12 protein-coding genes and 1 pseudogene are annotated in these 19,069 nt (G+C 41.4%); 7 read left to right on the top strand and 6 right to left on the bottom strand.

Annotated features, from left to right (window positions below; genetic code table 11):
- Positions 1–193, top strand: a pseudogene (locus tag ALKIM_RS19795) (IS91 family transposase); the annotation flags it as partial.
- 298 nt (positions 194–491) lie between these two features.
- On the opposite strand, the gene ALKIM_RS0104085 reads toward ALKIM_RS19795, so the two are convergent.
- The 3 genes from ALKIM_RS0104085 to ALKIM_RS0104075 all read right to left on the bottom strand — a co-directional run bounded on the left by ALKIM_RS0104085 (position 492) and on the right by ALKIM_RS0104075 (position 4,260).
- A complete protein-coding gene (locus tag ALKIM_RS0104085; RefSeq protein WP_026473533.1) occupies positions 492–1,286 on the bottom strand; it encodes a hypothetical protein in 795 nt (264 codons plus the stop codon).
- 110 nt (positions 1,287–1,396) lie between these two features.
- Positions 1,397–2,524, bottom strand: coding sequence for a site-specific tyrosine recombinase/integron integrase (xerA, locus tag ALKIM_RS0104080; protein ID WP_235714372.1), 1,128 nt, complete (start codon positions 2,522–2,524; stop codon positions 1,397–1,399).
- A gap of 131 nt (positions 2,525–2,655) precedes the next feature.
- The gene (locus ALKIM_RS0104075; protein ID WP_026473531.1) at positions 2,656–4,260 is read right to left on the bottom strand and encodes a fumarate hydratase; all 1,605 of its coding nucleotides are present in this window, start codon (positions 4,258–4,260) and stop codon (positions 2,656–2,658) included.
- A 700-nt stretch (positions 4,261–4,960) separates the two neighbouring features.
- Between ALKIM_RS0104075 and ALKIM_RS17560 the strand changes: the two genes are divergently transcribed.
- The 3 genes from ALKIM_RS17560 (at position 4,961) to ALKIM_RS17555 (ending at position 8,652) form a co-directional block, all read left to right on the top strand.
- Positions 4,961–5,512, top strand: coding sequence for a helix-turn-helix domain-containing protein (locus ALKIM_RS17560; RefSeq protein ID WP_044117734.1), 552 nt, complete (start codon positions 4,961–4,963; stop codon positions 5,510–5,512).
- A 142-nt stretch (positions 5,513–5,654) separates the two neighbouring features.
- Entirely contained in the window at positions 5,655–7,571 is a 1,917-nt protein-coding gene (locus ALKIM_RS0104060) for a DUF4914 family protein (protein WP_044117733.1), read from the top strand.
- 28 nt (positions 7,572–7,599) lie between these two features.
- Positions 7,600–8,652, top strand: coding sequence for an L-threonylcarbamoyladenylate synthase (locus tag ALKIM_RS17555; protein ID WP_235714371.1), 1,053 nt, complete (start codon positions 7,600–7,602; stop codon positions 8,650–8,652).
- A gap of 125 nt (positions 8,653–8,777) precedes the next feature.
- On the opposite strand, the gene ALKIM_RS0104050 is transcribed toward ALKIM_RS17555, so the two are convergent.
- Entirely contained in the window at positions 8,778–9,764 is a 987-nt protein-coding gene (locus ALKIM_RS0104050; protein ID WP_026473529.1) for an alpha/beta hydrolase, read from the bottom strand.
- Between the two features lie 263 nt (positions 9,765–10,027).
- Between ALKIM_RS0104050 and ALKIM_RS0104045 the strand changes: the two genes are divergently transcribed.
- The gene (locus ALKIM_RS0104045) at positions 10,028–10,879 is read left to right on the top strand and encodes a fructosamine kinase family protein (protein ID WP_026473528.1); all 852 of its coding nucleotides are present in this window, start codon (positions 10,028–10,030) and stop codon (positions 10,877–10,879) included.
- A 98-nt stretch (positions 10,880–10,977) separates the two neighbouring features.
- On the opposite strand, the gene ALKIM_RS0104040 is transcribed toward ALKIM_RS0104045, so the two are convergent.
- Positions 10,978–11,679 carry a cytidylate kinase-like family protein gene (locus ALKIM_RS0104040; RefSeq protein ID WP_026473527.1) on the bottom strand — a complete coding sequence of 234 codons (702 nt, stop codon included), beginning with the start codon at positions 11,677–11,679 and terminating at the stop codon, positions 10,978–10,980.
- An 838-nt stretch (positions 11,680–12,517) separates the two neighbouring features.
- Positions 12,518–13,912 (bottom strand): hypothetical protein, encoded by a 1,395-nt coding sequence (locus ALKIM_RS0104035; protein WP_026473526.1) that lies wholly within the window; start codon positions 13,910–13,912, stop codon positions 12,518–12,520.
- A 418-nt stretch (positions 13,913–14,330) separates the two neighbouring features.
- Between ALKIM_RS0104035 and ALKIM_RS0104025 the strand changes: the two genes are divergently transcribed.
- Together ALKIM_RS0104025 and ALKIM_RS17550 are read left to right on the top strand one after the other, a co-directional pair.
- Positions 14,331–15,914: a YfcC family protein gene (locus ALKIM_RS0104025; protein ID WP_026473525.1), complete on the top strand. Its 1,584-nt coding sequence runs from the start codon at positions 14,331–14,333 to the stop codon at positions 15,912–15,914.
- A gap of 11 nt (positions 15,915–15,925) precedes the next feature.
- Positions 15,926–19,051, top strand: coding sequence for a glycoside hydrolase family 2 TIM barrel-domain containing protein (locus tag ALKIM_RS17550; protein WP_044117732.1), 3,126 nt, complete (start codon positions 15,926–15,928; stop codon positions 19,049–19,051).
- Positions 19,052–19,069 lie beyond the last annotated feature (18 nt).

The following is a 19,069-nucleotide window of genomic DNA, read 5'->3' as shown; positions in this document are numbered from 1 at the left end:
GCCTGACATTGACCAGATGACAGCTAAACAAAAGCCCGAAACGGCTCCAGAGCGCATTTTAAGATTGACAGGATTTGACATAACCAAATGTCCGCATTGCAAAACGGGTCGTCTGATTGTCATCAGAACCCTGCCCAGGATTCGGTCACCCGCAGGGCATCTGCCTTCTATGCTTTTTGATAAGTTGCAGTAACCAACATTACATTCCCTTTAAAAACTTCATTCACATGAGGTTCGGCATCGTATTGCCTTGACGGTGGGTTTTAAGCCCAAAAGAAGCTGGTTTTCAACATTTGAAACACAAAGACCACTCATCTCTTAAACCGATAAGGTTAAAAACAGCACGAACGCAGCATAGGCGTTCTTGCCAAAAACATCAAAAACCGACAAAAAGTCCATAGTTACCAGTTGTAGTTCAGACGGGATGTCGTTCAACCTGGAATAATCGCTGGGTCGTGCCGACCGCTCATATTCCTATATATTAGCACCAGTTATTTATTTTTTTCCATCATTTCTTTTATTACCTTTCTTGCGTCCTCTGAATATTGAATGCAACCACTCATCGTATTTATCTCAGAGAGTTCTTTAAAATTCATTTCTATTAACTCCTCGATTAGTTTTTTCTCTATAAACAATTCTTTTTGTGTCATAAATAATTCAGTGGCATATAATCTAGTGGCAGGATTAATTGAGTTGAGTAAATAAATAATTAAGTCATCATTTATAGAACTTTTAATGCTATTGAATAATTCTCTGTTTTCTAAGAGTTCGTTTGCAATGCCCCCATAATCACCATAAATTATCCCTGAATATGGTGTCATAAAAAATTCCATTTTGGGTGAAATTTCCAATATTCTATCGAAATTTTTTATGGGCGTAGAAGCAACTTTATAACCATAAAATAGACTTTGGGGTTGATAATTATCATTTTCAAAAAATCCCTCATAAAAAGATAAATAACGACTATATAGTCTTGAGTCATTAGGCATTTGAGGGGTCAATTTAAATGAAACTAACTTTTTATCCTTATATATTAAAGTGTAGAATATACTTACATAACCTTTACCCATACTATGGTCAATAATTGAGTATCCATAGCCAAGGTTTTCTCTTTTTTTCTCCCAAGGTTCAAGATACTTCTCTATTGAAGTCGGATTGGACAAATATTCTTTCTTTAAAAGGTTAATAAAGATTGAGTCAATTTTAATCCAGTCCTCACGAATTTCTTTGGCTCTACATAGTCCAAAGGTAGTGGTTAAGACTAATATTAATGCTATAGTTCTCATTTTCTTATAATTGGTGCTAACTCCTAAATATAATCAATTACCTATATATCGAATGTGTCACATGGAAAATGTGCGTATATCTACCCAAATTGGATGGGTATACGCACGTGTTATGCAAGACCCAAATCCATATCGTCAATCGGATTCTTAAATTTGTTGAAGTTGTTTTGTGACACATGGGTGTATATTTCTGTGGTTTTTGAACTTTCGTGACCAAGCCATGCTTGTATATAACGTAAGTCTGTTCCTTGCTCCAAATGATGCGTGGCATAGCAATGACGCAAAATATGGGGGTGGACGTTTCTTTTTATTCCTGCTTTACGTGCTGCATTTTTCACGATGTTTAAAATGCTTGTCTCGCTATACTGACTCCCATTGAGGCCTTCAAACAACCAATTCTTGGGAATTTCAATTTTATAATATTCTCTTAATAAATCAAGAACTCCCGTCGATAAAGGGACATACCTGTCTTTTTTCCCTTTGGCGCATCTAACTTTAACAACCATCCGCTTTGATTCAATGTCGGACGGTTTTAAGTTTATAGCTTCACTACGTCGCAGACCGCAAGAATACAAAAGCGAAATAATGCTCTTGTGCTTCAAATTGTTAGTTGCTTTTATCATGGCAGAAACTTCCTGTTTGCTTAATACTTTTGGAAGTTTACGTTCACGGCGTGGCCTATCCAATTCAAAGTGCTGTTTGCGCCTTCCCAAAACTTGTTCGTAATAAAACTTGATGGCATTTATTAGAAGGTTTTGTGCAGCAGGGGAGATATGTTTATTGTTAATTAAATCCAGAATATACATGTTAATCTCTGATTGTGTTAGGCTTTCTAAATTACGCCCATGAAAGTCGTCGATAAATTTCCGCATGTAGGCCATGTAGTTACGGATTGTATTTTCGCTGTATCTTTTTTGTTGCAGCTTCTCAAGATATCCGTCAGGCAATTCAGAAACTTTTAGACGTTTGCTTTTCTCATTTTTTTCAACCAGTGTTTCTGTTTTGGATTTAATATTTGTGTAATTAAGAAATGCTTCGGGAGACAGAATAGAAAATGCTTTTTGGAGATTGAAATCTTCCGTTCTTTGATACCATGCTTTTTTTGTATTGCTCCATTTGATACCCGGAATTGATTTGAGAAGAGAAATTATCTCCGGATGGTAATCGCATTTGAACAGAATGACTGGCATTCCATTGTGTAGTTCTGGTGTTAAGAGTATATTGGGTTTCTGGTTCAAGGCTATATTGTTTTAGTTATTTCAAAAATAGTCTATTTGAATAAATAATCAAATTGGGAGGATAAAAAAACACACCTGAAAAAATCAGGTGTGTTACTAGTCAATGTTGGTAATAATGAATTTATATCAGCTTACAGTTTTGAGAAAAAGTCATTCCCTTTGTCGTCTACAATAATAAATGCAGGGAAATTCTCAACTCTGATTTTACGCACAGCCTCCATGCCTAACTCCTCAAAATCAATCACTTCTACGGACTTTATGCTATCCTTTGCCAGGATGGCTGCCGGACCACCAATTGATCCAAGATAAAAGCCACCGTGCTTTTTACAAGCATCTGTAACAGCCTGTGTACGGTTGCCTTTTGCAAGCATGATAAGTGAACCACCCATGCTTTGAAACTGATCAACGTATGAATCCATCCGGCCTGCTGTTGTGGGACCAAAACTTCCTGATGCCATTCCTTGAGGTGTTTTAGCCGGACCTGCATAATAAACAGGGTGGTTTTTAAAGTACTCTGGCATAGGTTTGCCTTCGTCAATCATTTTTTTAATCTGGGCATGTGCAATGTCTCGGGCCACGATGAGAGTCCCTTTTAAGTTTAGTCTTGTTTTAATTGGATATTTTGAGAGTTCCTTAAGCACTTCATCCATTGGTCTGTCCAGATCAATTTCAACAGGAGGAGCTAGTTCTGGCGCCCGCTCAGGTGCAAATCGTGCCGGGTTTGTCTCCAGTTGCTCTACAAAGATACCTTCTTCGGTGATTTTTGCCTTGATGTTTCGGTCGGCACTGCAGCTAACGCCAAGCCCTACCGGACAAGATGCTGCATGTCGGGGTAGGCGTATCACCCGCACATCATGCACAAAATATTTGCCGCCAAATTGTGCGCCAATGGTGCTCTCTTCGCAAATCTTTTGCACTTTAGCCTCCCATTCCAAATCTCGGAATGCTTGTCCTCCCTCGTTCCCTTCGGTGGGTAGATGGTCGAAATAGCCTGCTGATGCTTTTTTTACGGCTGCCAGGGTGGCTTCAGCCGAGGTGCCTCCAATTACCAATGCAAGGTGATATGGAGGGCAAGCCGAGGTGCCAAGGTCTTTTATCTTCTCTTTTACAAATTTTGTGAGTGATTCCTCGTTCAAAAGAGCCTTTGTTTGCTGGTAGAGGAAGGTTTTGTTACCTGAACCACCACCTTTGGTGATAAACAGGAACTCATATTTATTACCCTCTTCTGCATAAATATCTATTTGTGCCGGCAGGTTGGTTCCCGTGTTTTTTTCATCAAACATAGTGTATGGAACCACTTGTGAATAACGAAGGTTGGTGTCTTTATAGGTCTCAAAAATCCCTTTCGACAAGGCCTCTGCATCGTTCCCTCCAGTCCACACATTTTCACCTTTTTTTCCTAAAACGATGGCTGTTCCAGTGTCCTGACAAGTAGGCAATTCACCTTCGGCAGCCACAACCTGATTCATTATCATAGTGTGAGCCACAAAACGGTCATTGTCTGATGCCTCCGGATCCTTTAAAATGTTGGCAAGTTTTTCAAGATGTGTAGGTCGAAGATAAAACGATACATCCTTTATCGCCTCCTTTGCAAGAAGTTCAAGCCCCTCAGGGTCTACTTTTAATATTTTACGACCATCTGCTTCAACAACTGATACATACTCCTTGGTTAATAACCGGTAAGGAGTGGTATCCTTCAGGATAGGGAAGGGCTTTTGATATTTGAAATCAGCCATGATGAGTGAATTTTATAGTGTTTATGTTATAATGCAATTTGAGTGGTCAAAATTAGAGAAATTTATCGCTATACCGAATGGTCTCATTTAATTTTCTTATCTGACATCTCAATTTATTATTTGATGAAAAGGCAAGCCATGTTTTTGTCCGGAGATTATAATATCCAAAATTAAGGGTTTAATAATTGGCTTCCTTTACCAATTATGCGTAAATTTTATCAGAATCTGAAATCTGATTCAAATTGATGCTTTTAGCACCATGTTTTGATATGATGAAATGTTGAAGGTGTTTGTATTGAATTAGAATCTATTCATCCTTTCAGGGGAGATTTTAAAGCGCAAGTCTGTCAGTTTTTGATGTTCAGGTTGTTTGGTTTAAAAAAAGTTAAAAATTTGTGCTAAGGATGATTTTTTTCAGCATATTTAAATGAAATGTTATTCGATTCGTTTTATTGAATATTTGAAAATGGTGTTAATGTGCTGATAAACATAAACAAGAGTGCTAATTGCGTGTAAATTGTTAAGATATTATTTCTATATTTTAACAAAAAAATGCCATTTATTTAAACTTTATTAAGTGCAGGTTAATTTTTTAAGTGATATTAAATTTATATGTTTGTATCAGGTAAAGAATTGTTGTTTTAAATGGGCAATACTATCTAAAAAAAATACAGGCAGTCTGGCAATATGCACTTTAATTATGAAGCGTTTAGGAGGAAGAATTAAAAGGAAAAGGGAGTTGTTGGGAATGTCCTTGGGTGAAGTGGCCAGATTGGCTGGCATCAGTTCCAGTGCGCTTTCTCAAATCGAGAATGCCAAATCGTTCCCATCAATTGTAACTCTTAAAGCAGTTGCAAATGTGCTTCATACCACAGTTGGTGAATTGGTAGGTGAAAATGAAGTAATAACCAGAATTCCTTTGGTTCGGTTTGCCGAGAAAATTTTCGTGGAGCGTAACGATACAGGTGCCGAGCTTTACCTTTTAACACACAGAGAACAAGGAAAGCAAATGGGCACTTATTTAATCGTGCTTAAAAAGGGCTCTACTACCGAAGGTTTCTTGAAGGAACACTCAGGTCAGGAGTTTTGTCATCTGCTTAGTGGCGAACTTGAGTTTGAAATTGATGACACATTGTATAAAGTGAAGAGTGGCGACAGCCTTTATTATAATTCGGCCAAGTCTCATAAAGCAGTAAATACTAAATCAGTAACAGCTGAAATGCTTTGGGTGGTTACGCCGGCAAATTTTTAATCAAATGGATTTTACTGTGTTAAGTGACACTTAATTTCTGGCATGTACTATTTGATAAAGGGTGTTATATTTAGAATTGGGTTTTTATCTTTGTATGTTGGAACGACAATCGAGTAATTATAAACAATTAATTCATAACAACATGAGCATTATCGCACAACTGGAGCAACAGGGAGTTAAAATTCCTGCTCAAATCCGGGATCTCCTGGAGGGTGCTCCAAAAGTTAACTTCTTCAACACAACTGATGAGTTGGTTGAGGCTTCCGTGGGTGGACCCGGCAGCGATAGTTTTGAAGTTAAATATGACGTTCCCGGTAAAGGGGAGTACGTTGAAGCAATAGTTCACCGTGTTACCAACGGTGTTTCGGCCAACTATACCGAGCCTTATATGCGTCGGCGCGACCCGGACACCATGGCAATTGCCGATGACAAACCTACCGATAAAGATAGGTTTGAAGATGTGTTTGGTTACAAGTTTGACAAGCTCAGAAATGAAACATTTGATTGGCTTAAAAAACAAGAGCTTGCAGTGTTTATATATTATGCCGGGAACTATCCTGTTGGGATTGGCGGTATCGCAATTGCGCCTGCCAATGCTGGTTTCTTTGCATTAGGTCTGGCTTTCTTGCAAAAAATAATGCGCATCGATGAGCTTCCAAAGGGCTTCCGTCTGGATTCAGCCATCTATGTTGCTCCTCCTTTCCGTCACACGCATTTCAACGGCAAACAGAAAGTTATTCACAACCGTCTCGATGGCTTGCATGAGCTGTTCTCATACAACCTTTATCCTGGGCCAAGTGCTAAAAAAGGTCTTTATGGCGTATTGCTCTCCAGAGGTGAAGAAGAAGGCTGGGTAACCACACACTGTTCTACTGTTCAGGTAACCAGCCCATACGACAATGATACAACCTTTATGCACGAAGGAGCCAGTGGTGGTGGTAAGAGTGAGATGTTGCAAATGATTCCACGTGAGCCAAACGGTCAGATAGTGATTGGGAAAAACATGATTTCTGGCGAAGAACGTCACATCAATATACCGTTATTGTGCTCATTCAGTCCGGTAACTGACGACATGGCACTTTGCCACCCGTCATACCAGAAAGGTAATGGTAAACTAACCGTGGCTGATGCCGAAAATGCATGGTTTATTCGTGTGGATGGTATCACTCAATATGGAGAGGATCCATTCCTCGAAAAAATTACCATTAATCCTCCGGAACCAGTGTTGTTCCTTAATATTGATACAAAGCCAAATGGTACTGCTCTGGTGTGGAACCATATCGAAGATTCGCCCGGCAAACGCTGTCCAAATCCGAGGGTGATTTTGCCTCGTCACATTGTACATAATGTGGTGAACAAGCCGGTTACTATTGACGTACGTAGTTTTGGCGTGCGCACACCACCCTGTACGCAAGAGAACCCATCGTATGGTATCGTAGGCTTGTTCCACATTCTTCCACCTGCATTGGCTTGGTTGTGGAGACTCGTGAGTCCACGCGGACATGCCAACCCAAGTATCGTTGGTACAGGTAACATGGAGAGCGAAGGTGTTGGTTCTTACTGGCCATTTGCCACCGGCAAAAGGGTTCAACACGCCAACCTATTGCTTGAGCAGATTATCAGCACACCTCGTGTGCGTTACACGTTGGCGCCAAACCAGCATATTGGAACCTGGAAAGTTGGATTTAAACCTCAGATGTTGATGCGTGAGTATCTTACTCGTCGTGGAAATGCCAAACTTATTTCGGACCAGTATCAGCCAGCTCGTTGTCCGCTGTTGGGTTATGAGCTAAACTACCTTACCATTGAGGGTAATAAAATACCATCGCGCTTCCTCAAAGTTTATAAACAAATTGAAGTAGGCGAAGAGGGTTATGATAAAGGCGCAGAGATGTTGTACGATTTCTTCAAGAAAGAATTGCCTCAATATCTTACTCCTGAATTGCTTCCACTTGGCCGTAAAATCATTGAGGCTTGCCTCAACGGAGCCAGCGTAGAGCAGTACAATGAGATGTTGCCGATGGAGTATAAATATGCGTTCTTCAAAAAGAACAAATAACAGGCATTATTCAATTATCAGTCAATCAATGGCCGGCCTTTTTATGGCCGGCCTTGATTATTTAAGCAACAGAAGATACGTTCAGTTAATGATTAAGTCCGGTAAAGACATTATTTTTGCTTCAAAACTAATTAAAGAGGGGAGATTGGTTGCCTTTCCAACAGAAACTGTTTATGGATTAGGTGCCAATGGGTTGGATGCAAAGGCTGTGGCCAGAATTTTTGAAGCAAAGCGCCGTCCTTCCTTTGATCCACTTATTTTACATATCGCCTCAATCGAAGAGTTGGAAACAGTATTTCAAAAGCCTGTATCACCTTTGATTCTGCGTTTGGCTAAAAAGTACTGGCCAGGGCCACTCACCATAGTGGCACCTAAAACCAAGAAAGTTCCTGACATTGTCACCGCAGGTCTCAATACAGTTGGCGTTCGTATGCCATCGCATCCTGTTGCACAAAAACTTATTCGTCAGGCAGGCGTGCCAGTGGCTGCTCCAAGTGCCAACCTTTTCGGGCGCTTAAGTCCCACTGAAGCTGAGCACGTGAAACAACAACTTACAGGAGTTGATTACTTGCTCGAAGGTGGCAAAACCGACGTGGGTATTGAATCCACCATTGTGGCAGTGACCAGGAATGGCATCGAAATACTGCGTCCCGGAGCCATCACCCCTGATCAGATTAAGCTTGATTTTCCCGACGTGGAGGTGCTTAGTTCTAGTACAGAAAAGCATATTCAGGCACCAGGTCAGCTAAAAAGTCACTACTCTCCGCGTAAGCCTTTTTATCTTTATGATGAATTGCCTAATAACTTACCAGCCTATGTGGGGTTGATACTTTTTGAGCCGCATTCATTGCCCGAGGATGCGCAGTCAAAAGTTATAGTTCTTTCTGAGTCTGGCGATTTACTCGAGGGTGCTTCGAATATGTTTGCCGCACTTCACAAGTTTGAAAACGATGCCACCATAGAGCAGATATATGCTGTTAAAGTAAAAGAAGAAGGCATCGGATTGGCCATTATGGATCGTTTGAAGAAAGCCGCTTATCGTTTCACTACCATCACCAATGGCGATGAGATTGCGTTGTGAGAAATCCATTATTTAGTAGAAGATTTAACAATAGCCTTTAAATTTTAATTTTGAGGCTATTGTTTTTATTAGATTTTCGAGAAGTTGTCAGATAGCAACCGGTGACCGGTATTCCGTTTTTGCCATCATAGCACATCTCTTAAAAACGCATCTATCAAATCCACTGTTGGCTCAAACCACGGATTAAACAGCCAGAAGGTATGCATGCTGCCTTCGTGCACGTGATGTCTGGTGTAAATTCCATAACGTTTCATTGCATCAATCATATCATCTCTACCGGCTCTGAAACGTGGAATTGAACTGTTTATAAACAGCATAGGTGCCGTGTTTTCATTCACATGGGTGAGGGCAGATGCCTGATGGCGTGCTTCAGGATTTTCATTTACTGTGGAGCCAAACCAGAGCGTTGCCGCCGATGGGCGATCCGGACGGTCGTGGCCTTCGCCCGACTCAGGATGAATGAATGCTAAGACCCCATCAATATTCACCACCGCTTGCACATTTTCTTTAATATGATTTAAATAATCAACCTCAAAGATGTTTTTGGTAGCATTGATGCTGCCGAGTAGTGCCGCCAATTGACCACCGGCAGAGGTTCCTTGTAAAACTATTTTGCGTGTATCAAAAGGGTATTTGTCGCTCTGATTTTTTACCCATCTGATGGCAGCGATGAGGTCCTGAATTGCTGCAGGATATGTCGCTTCCATCGATAAACGGTACTCTACACATACTGTGGCATATCCTTTACGTGCCAATGCATAAGCCAAAGGGTGTTCCATCTTTTTATCACCACTTCTCCAGCCGCCTCCATGTATCAGAATAATGACCGGATGTTTTTGACTCTCGCATGTTGTCACGGGATGTATAATGTCCAGTTTTAGTGAGCGGGTTTTGGGTGTGTAGTACGCAATATCCCTGTGAATAATCAATTCTGACGAATCGCCTTTTTCTGCAATAACAATGTGTGGATGGTGTTTTACTTGCTTATTGAACTCACTAACAATATTAAATGATGTGTCTCTTGAAAAAATATGGTGTTCAGTGTTCTGACCTTCACTGTTATAAAGGTGTATTGCGAATATTGCTATAAGTAAAATGGGTTTTAGATTCATTTTCTTTTGGTTCTTATTGATTGCTATCAAATATCGATATTTTATCGGCCAATGTGAAGTTGTATTTTATTATTTCCCGCATTTTGGTGAAATTAGATTGGAAATATCTTCGAATGATTTTTCGATGTTAAATATTTAGACTTATAGACAAGATAATACAGAAAATAGGATAAATCTAATAGTCTACGCGTCTATATCATGTATTATAAATTAATTTTAAACAGTTTCTTAAAATATTATTGTTTATTACCAGGCAATAGGTTATGGATAGGCGAGAGTTGGAACAAATTATTGGCGATAAGGTTGTATCAATGGTTTCACTGGGAGGTGGATGCATTGCCAATACTTCAAAAATCATATCGGCTGGCGGAAAAATGATGGTTCTCAAAGAAGGTGGTAAGGCTGATATGTTTCTTAAGGAGGCCAATGGCCTTAAGGAGTTACAAAAGGCTCATGTAATTCAAGTGCCAGATGTAATTAGCGCACGATGCGACCACTTACTTATTGAGTTTGTGCCACAGGGTAGCGCCGGTATAGGATTCTTTGAACAGTTTGGCAGATGCATGGCCTTGTTACATCAACATACTGCTCCTCAGTTTGGGTTTTATGAAGATAACTATATTGGAGCCACGCCGCAAATGAACTTGTCACAAGGAGATGAACTCACCAATTGGACATCGTTTTATTATAACAAGCGACTGCTTTATCAGTACAAATTGGCCGATCGTAACGGCTTTGTTGATGAGCAGTTTAAACGGCTCTTTGTAAATTTGGAGCACCGCTTACCTGATATTCTCAAAGGGAGTGAAGAGCCTCCGGCCCTTCTGCATGGCGACTTGTGGGGAGGTAATTTTATTATTAGCAGAGATGGAGACCCGGTATTAATTGATCCGGCAGTCTATTATGGTCATCGTGAAGCAGAACTTGCTATGACTCGTCTCTTTGGCGGATTTTCACCCGAATTTTACAAATCATACCAAGCTACCTATCCGCTAAAGGATGGATACGCGTACCGGCAGCCTGTTTACCTGCTTTATCATGTCTTGAACCATCTTAATTTGTTTGGAGAGGGGTATCGAAGTCAAGCCATTGGTCTTATGCAGAAATATGCCTGAGCGTAGTTGCTTAATTGTCGGTTTGCGAGTTCAATAAAAAAATGCCGAAAACATCTTTGGATATTTTCGGCATCAGTGTTTTATAGCGCAAGCCTATGTTAAACAAACCCTCTAGTTTCAGCTACAATGATGATCATCTCAATAATTTCCTCGTCGGTCATGGTTGCACAATTAAAGAAAATATCAAAGAAATCAATGTCTGGCCGGTTTTTCTCAAAATAGTTTCGAAATTGAGACCTGCGTTTATCCATTTCAATGGCTTCTTTTTTTGCTTCGGACAGACTCATACCATAAGTGTTGGCAACCTGTTCGGCACGCCAGTCGAGGGGAGCTTGAAGCTTCACATGAAACGATTTCTCGAAATTTTTGGTGATGGATTCTCCTGCACGACCTACAATAACCACATTCCCTTCGGAGGCAGCATTGTAGATAAAACGGGCAATGGTATTTTTAATTTTCACATCGCCGGGATAGAACTCCTCAGAAAAGAAGAGTGCAAGATTCTCAAAAAAACCGCGTGTGCGGTAGTCTGAAAGGTCTTGAATCAAGGTAGGTGACAGTTTTAGTTCGCGGGCCGACTCTTCTATTATCTCTTTGCTAAGCCATTTCCATTCTACCTCGCGTCCCATCCGTTTGTTTTTCTCGGTTAGAGTTTCGGATAACAGACGAGCAATGCGTCGTCCGGGGCAGCCATAATCCCTTGAGATGGTGATTACCGGCCCGGGGGCATAGAAACTGGGGCCGCTGCTTTTGCGACGACCGGTTCGTTCACGCATGTATTTTAGGAACAAATTGTCCATGTTGCTGATATTAGGTTGAAAAGGTGACCAGGCATTGTTCAATACCTACCGTCATATAATCAACCCATCAAAAATCCGACCAGAGCAATCTGGCCAAGGTTGTCAGGGTTGTTTTCCCGGTGTTTGGTATCGTTATTTTGCCGTTAATTGTTCTGTCTGAATCGTTTGCTATGTTATGGCAACCTGCTTTTCAACAATTGGAACTCTCAATCGTCGGGGAGCAGTTTGTCCTATCAGTACAAATATTGGAACAATGCGTGAATCATCCAGAACAAATAATTTAGGATGAAAGTAAGAAGAAACGCGGAAATATCAAAGCACAAAAAAAGGACAGATTAAAAAAATCTGTCCTTTCCCCTTAAATCAGCCTTATGAACCAAATCAAGTCTATGAAAAAATCTGTAGCGCAAAGTTGCTTATTATTCCGGTGAAGAGAACGCAAATGGTGTTAAACCTTGTTAAGATGGCTGTGTTACTTCGGGATTTTGAATCACTATCGCCCAAAAATAAAAAAGGACAGATTAAAAAATCTGTCCTTTCCCCTTAAATCAGCCTTTGTTAACCAAATCCAAATCTATGAAAAAAAATCTGATACAAATATATGATGAGATATCGTGAAAATGTTCAAAATCAAGTTAATTCATGTTAATCTTTAGGTTCTTGGTACAAATAAAAAAAGGGAGGCCAATGGCCTTACCCTTTTAAAACCGATTAACTAAATCCAGGTTTTATTTAAAAATCCCCATGCAAATATGGGAGTGTTTTTGTTTTGATGCAAGAAAGGCACTGTTAATGATTGTTAACATCGAAATTGAATGTAGTGTATTTGTGATGATTACTACTCTTCGGGATTGAAACGTGCCAGCCTGATAGCCATTTCCTGGGCAGTAATGTTCAGGAGATTGTCCATAAGCGATATTCCGGTTCGTAATTCTTTAGGTGCATTAAAGAGTTTTTGTAATTCGCTGATTGCTCTGGTGTTATTGTACATTACATCGCTGTCGTCCTCACGATTGGTGTATTTCCAATCTCCCGGAATCAGATCGCGGTAATTGCCATTAAAATCTGCATAGTGTATTCTGTCACGATCATCCAATGCCACATAATCTGTCATTAAAATCTCTCCGCTATGTATATTCACCAAAGTGAATTCTATGCGTATTTCTGCAATGCTTTCCCGGGTATACTCTGCATAAGTTACTTTGCTGTATCTTGTTACCGATTCTTTTCGTCCTGTTTCTGTGGTGGTTTCTACAACTTGTTTTACATAGCCTTTTTTGTCTGTTTTTCGCAAAGCTCCGGTGGTTTCTGTATGTCTGATTATTTTTGCCATCAGAATGTTGTCGGCCTTTAGGTTAAGTCCAAGACCACGAATAATCAGGATGGCAGCCATTGGGTCATTTATTGCCTGAATTTGAGGAATGGAATTAAGTAAAGGGTCGTTAATGAGCTTGTAGAAAGGGGAGTTCATGCGATTAATTTCGCTCACAGCATTGCTGTAAAGATTGTTGGCGGCTGAACGCTGACTGCTGTTACTCACAAATACCGGCATGAGCGAAACAGTCATCATGGCTGCTGATTGCGCTTTGGTTCTAAGTGTTAGTGCGTCCTTGTAATTGCCGGCTTCTCTCAGAATGATGTCAAAAGCATAGTATGCCTTCCTGAAATGACTGTTTTCGATAAATGTAAGCCCATCTCGATAAACAGGCTCATAACGGGCAATTAATAAATATTCGCGGGCATCTTTGTAATTGGCCTCTATGGATAAAATTTCAGAGAATATTTGGTCGGCAGTTAAGAATGACTCTCTCTCGATGGCGATTACACCGCTTCGGTATAGTTCATATAGATATTTGTCACGCACTTCAATATATTGTGGATGAAAACGGTTATCAGCCCTAAGTGAAACACCCAGTGCAGCCGCTCTTGTGCGATATCCTTCGGCTTCAAGATAGCTGTAAACTGCTTCACGGGTCTGATTGCTACGGTAGAAAGTTGAAAAGTCGCTGTACTTATCATTTAGCACCATTTGCCCCGTACGCTTTAATCCTTGAACGGCATCTATGTTATTTCGATTCGACGAAAGCGAACGCATGTAATGATTGGCAGCTTCTTCATACATACCTGCTTCATCAAATCTCAGAGCTGTTTTAAGATGCTTTTTTGATGTGCAAGATGTGGCTAACAGGGAAATTGTGAGAAGACTGATGATAATCAGGGTGTTTCGTTTCATACGGCGTTGAGTTATGCTTGAGTTTATATGTCGGTTTAAACCTCTGTTTTTGCCTTTGGGCTGCAAATATTGAAACTTTACGTGTTTTTCGCCAGAAAGTTTATCTTTTTTTTTGCAAAGTGGTAAGTCAATGGGTTGATTTGGGTTTTAATGATTTTGTGTAACACAATTTTTTTGATGAGCCATGCCGATTTAATCCGACCTTGTATCAGGTGCAAAAGGGGAAAATTTGTATCACGCATAGTCCGAGGTATAATCTATTGTTAATTTGAAAAACTGAAATTCTGGTTGGAGTTTACGCACTTGTTTTTGCAGAATAATTGAGGGTGACGTAAGCCGTATGAACCGCTTAAGCAGGAATGTGCAGTATGGTATTCTGGCCGGAAAATCCTATTTTTGAAAAAAAACTTTATAGCTGATGTTGAGACGAGTTCCCCACACGTATGTGATAGTATTTTTTCTGATTCTTATTTCTGCAGTTGCCACATGGTTTGTTCCCGGAGGCGAGTATGTTAGTGCAGCCGGTGCCGATGCAGTTTCGGCTACCCCCGTGTTTGTTGAAGCAGAGAGTAATCCGCAAACATGGCAGGTTTTTGCAGCCATGTTCAAAGGCTTTGAAAAGCAAGCCGGTATTATCATTTTTATATTAATGATAGGCGGGGCATTCTGGATTATGAACGATTCACGTGCCATTGATGTCGGTATTCGCTCCTTTTTAAAGTTCACCACCCGACTGGATAGGTTTGCCTTTATGCGAAAAATTGGCACTGGCAATATGGTTATTGTACTTATAATGCTCATGTTCTCTGTGTTCGGAGCTGTTTTCGGAATGAGTGAAGAGACCATTGCTTTTATTATTATACTTGTACCTCTTGCCATTTCAATGGGGTATGATTCCATCACAGGTGTGAGCATGGTATTTGTGGCTGCGGGGCTCGGTTTTGCCGGAGCGGTGCTTAATCCGTTTACCATTGGCATTGCACAGGGACTTGCCGGATTGCCTCTCTTTTCCGGATTTGAGTACCGACTCTTTTCGTGGTTTGTGATCAACATTGCCGGTATATCCTATATTTTATGGTATGCAATAAAAGTAAGGAGGAATCCGAAAATGTCTCCTGTATATGAAGATGATGCATATTGGCGTGAACACCTGCATCTCAAGGATGACGAAGAGGAGCAAGCCACATTTAAATCTGCCTGGATAACCTGGGGATTGACGCTCACTGCCTTGGTTATTTTTTCACTATTTTATCCAGAAACAACTTTGGTTATAGGTGGTGGTGAGGGCATTACCTGGTATTTCATCCCTGTAATTACACTGGCTTTTGCCATCACAGGATTTGTGAGTCTGCGAAAATCGTCACCTGTGTTTGTGCTTAACCTTTTGGCCTACACCATAGTTTTTCTTATTGTAGGCGTGATGGGCTATCATTGGTATATTCAAGAGATTGCGGCACTCTTTTTTGCCATGGGTATTTTGTCCGGAGTGGCCATGAACCGCTCGGCCGATAACATTACCAAACTTTTTCTCGAAGGGGCAAAGGATATTATGTCAGCCGCACTCATTGTGGGACTGGCAGGAGGTATTATTGTCATTCTCGAAGATGGCCGTATCATTCACACCATATTACATGCAATGGCAAGTGGCATGAGCGACATGGGCGATGTCTCTTCCGTTGCTATCATGTATGTAATTCAGACCTTTATTAACGTGGTAATTCCAAGTGGCTCTGCAAAAGCGGCGCTCACTATGCCTATTATGGCGCCTTTCAGCGATTTGATTGGTATATCACGTCAGGCAACGGTAATGGCGTTTCAGTTTGGTGATGGATTCACAAATATGATTACACCTACTTCAGGTGTTTTGATAGGTGTGCTTGGGGTAGCAAAAATTCCTTATATGAAGTGGGCAAAATGGATTGCCCCTTTGATTCTTATTCTTGTAATTTTAGGTTTTCTTTTGCTGATTCCAACGGTAACAATGCAACTTAACGGGTTTTAATTTTAGGGTATATGATAAGATTGGTTTTGTTTTTTGTGGTATTGATGCTTTCGGCAACACTAGCCGGAGAGGTTAAAGACTGGGAAAACCCAAAAGTTTTTGGTGTGAACAAGGAAGCACCACGCGCCTCATTTTTCTCTTACCCTTCGTTGGAGAAGGCTTTGCAGTTTAATGGCATCAATTCCTCCAGATATATATCGCTTAACGGCATGTGGAAATTCAATTGGGTGCCTAAACCCTCTGACAGGCCAATTGATTTTTATCGCGAAGATTTTGATGTGTCTGCATGGAATGAGATTCCGGTACCATCTAACTGGGAGCTCCATGGATATGGCGTTCCGATTTATGTGAATATTGTTTATCCCTGGAGTTACAACCCCAATCCACCTCATATTCCGCACGACAATAATCCGGTAGGTTCGTATAAACGTGAGTTTGAAATACCTGCTGATTGGGACGGGCGACAGGTTTTTATTCATCTGGGTGCCGTAAGTTCAGCCATGTATGTTTGGGTTAATGGGCAAAAGGTTGGTTACTCGCAGGAGTCAAAACTACCGGCCGAGTTTGATATCACACCTTTTATTCGCACCGGAAAAAACACCCTTGCCTTGGAAGTGTACCGCTGGTGTGATGGTTCTTATCTCGAAGGTCAGGATTTTTGGCGTCTCAGCGGAATTACGCGCGATGTTTACCTCTATGCGCTTCCCAAGCTGCGCATTCACGATTTTTTCTTTACTACCGATTTGGATGCAAGCTATCGCAACGGCAGTTTTCAAGTGGAGGTCGATTTAAAGAATCATCACCTTTCAAGGGAGAGAGGCCGGCTCGAAGTGGCTCTTATTGATGGAAACATGCAAATTGCCAACCTGGTGTCAAACGTAAGAGTTGACGCCAGGGGTGAGGAACGCTATGTTTTTAGAGGCGTGGTAAACAATGCACGCCTTTGGAGCGCAGAAACACCTGAATTATATACTTTGGCTCTGACGTTAAAAGATGTACGGGGCGTAACGATTGAATCAACTGCAGTGCGAGTCGGGTTCAGGAAGGTAGAAATTAAAGGTGGACAGCTTTTAGTAAATGGTAAAGCCATCCTTTTAAAAGGAGTTAATCGTCATGAACACGATCCATTTACGGGGCATGTGATTTCCGAAGCCTCAATGGTAAAGGATATTTTACTGATGAAGCAAAATAACATTAATGCGGTACGTACCAGCCATTATCCCAACCACCCACGGTTTTATGAGTTGTGTGATTTTTATGGGCTTTATGTCGTAAACGAAGCCAACATTGAGTCGCACGGAATGGGATATGGCGAGTCAAGTCTGGCTAAAGACACGGTATGGATGGATGCCCACATGGATCGCACCGTGCGAATGGTTGAGCGTGACAAAAACCACCCATCAGTAATAATTTGGTCGTTGGGCAATGAAGCTGGCAATGGCCCAAATTTTCATGCCACATACAATTGGATTAAGAAACGGGATAAAACACGACCGGTTCAATATGAACAGGCGGATCGCGATTCCAATACAGATATTGTTTGCCCCATGTATGCCGGAATAGATCATTTGGTTTGGTATGCCACAACCCAACACAATCAACCGCTCATTCTTTGTGAATATGCACACGCAATGGGTAACAGCGTAGGCAATCTGATTGATTATTGGGAGGTAATTGAAGCGCATGATAACTTACAGGGTGGCTTTATTTGGGATTGGGTAGACCAGGGGTTGGCAAAATATGATGAAAAAGGAACGCTCTTTTGGGCCTATGGAGGCGATTTTGGCCCCAAAGGAACTCCCAGCGATGCCAATTTTTGTATGAATGGCCTTGTGCGGCCAGACCGAACCCCAAATCCTTCGCTACACGAAGTGAAACAAGTGTATCAGTATGTAAAGATTGAACCTGCCTCCATGCAATGCGGCGCCATACGCATCAGCAACCATTACGATTTCATTTCATTGAATCGTTTCGATTTCAATTGGGAAATTCGTTCTGAAGGTAAAACGCTCCGCAGTGGAACCATTAACCGACCTGATGTTAAGCCCGGAACGTCGGCAGTATTTGAACTGTTTGCCGATGAAATTGAACAGAAGTCAGGCAGGGAGTATTTTCTGGTAGTGAGAATGGTTACAGCAGAGTCATGGGGCATATTAACCGAAGGTGAAGAGCTGGCTGCTGCTCAATTACAGTTGCCCGCAATTACCAAAGAGAGAGAGAGTTACTCCGGGGCTAATCCGCGAATGCGCGAAAATCGTCGCCATGTAATTTTTGGAGGAGATGGTTTTACAATCACATTTGATAAGGAAAATGGAACCATATCGAGTTGGAAGATAGATGATAAGGAGTTTCTGGACAGAGGTCCAAAGCCCAACTTCTGGCGGGCACCCAACGACAATGATTATGGTTATAAGATGCCTGAACTTCTTGGGGTTTGGCGTATGGCCGGTTCGGGTGCTGAAGTGAAAAAAGTGCGTACCGATAAACCATCGGATGGCAGAGGCCGCGTGGAGTTCGAATTTGCTTTGAATGGAGATGCCGGTCATGTTGTGGTAGCTTACGAAGTGTATGGCTCAGGCGATGTAGTTGTAGATTATCAATTCAAAAAATCGGGTAAGGAGTTGCCAGTAATTCCGCGCATTGGAATGATGATGTCCCTTCCGGGCAGGTTTAGCAATCTGACATGGTACGGCCGTGGACCGTGGGAGAACTATCCGGATCGTAAAACCGCTGCATTTGTAGATGTTTATACAAGCACCGTAAGCCAACAGTTTGAAATGTACCCTATGCCTCAGGAAACTGGCTATAAAACCGATACTCGATGGTTGCTTCTTACCGATGCTGCTGGTAACGGTTGGTATGTTGAAGGCCAGGAGCCAATAGGTTTCTCTGCCTTGCATTTCACACCAGAAGATTTAACCAAAGCAGACCGTGGTTTATGGCATACAGTGGACTTGCAACCACGCAAAGAGGTGATTCTGAACGTGGATCATCGTATGATGGGCGTGGGAGGTGATAACTCCTGGGGAGCCAGACCACATGCCCGGTACAGCATCATTCCGGATGATTATTCATACAGGTTTCGCATCAGAGCGTTTCGCAGCGGGCAGAGACCAACTAAGCAATTCGGCTTTTAGTATGATTCAAATTAACCA

Origin of the sequence: Alkaliflexus imshenetskii DSM 15055, assembly GCF_000517065.1 — a bacterium.
GTDB lineage: Bacteria > Bacteroidota > Bacteroidia > Bacteroidales > Marinilabiliaceae > Alkaliflexus > Alkaliflexus imshenetskii.
The sequence above is the reverse complement of the archived record's forward strand: the minus strand, read 5'-3'. Positions and strand labels throughout refer to the sequence as shown.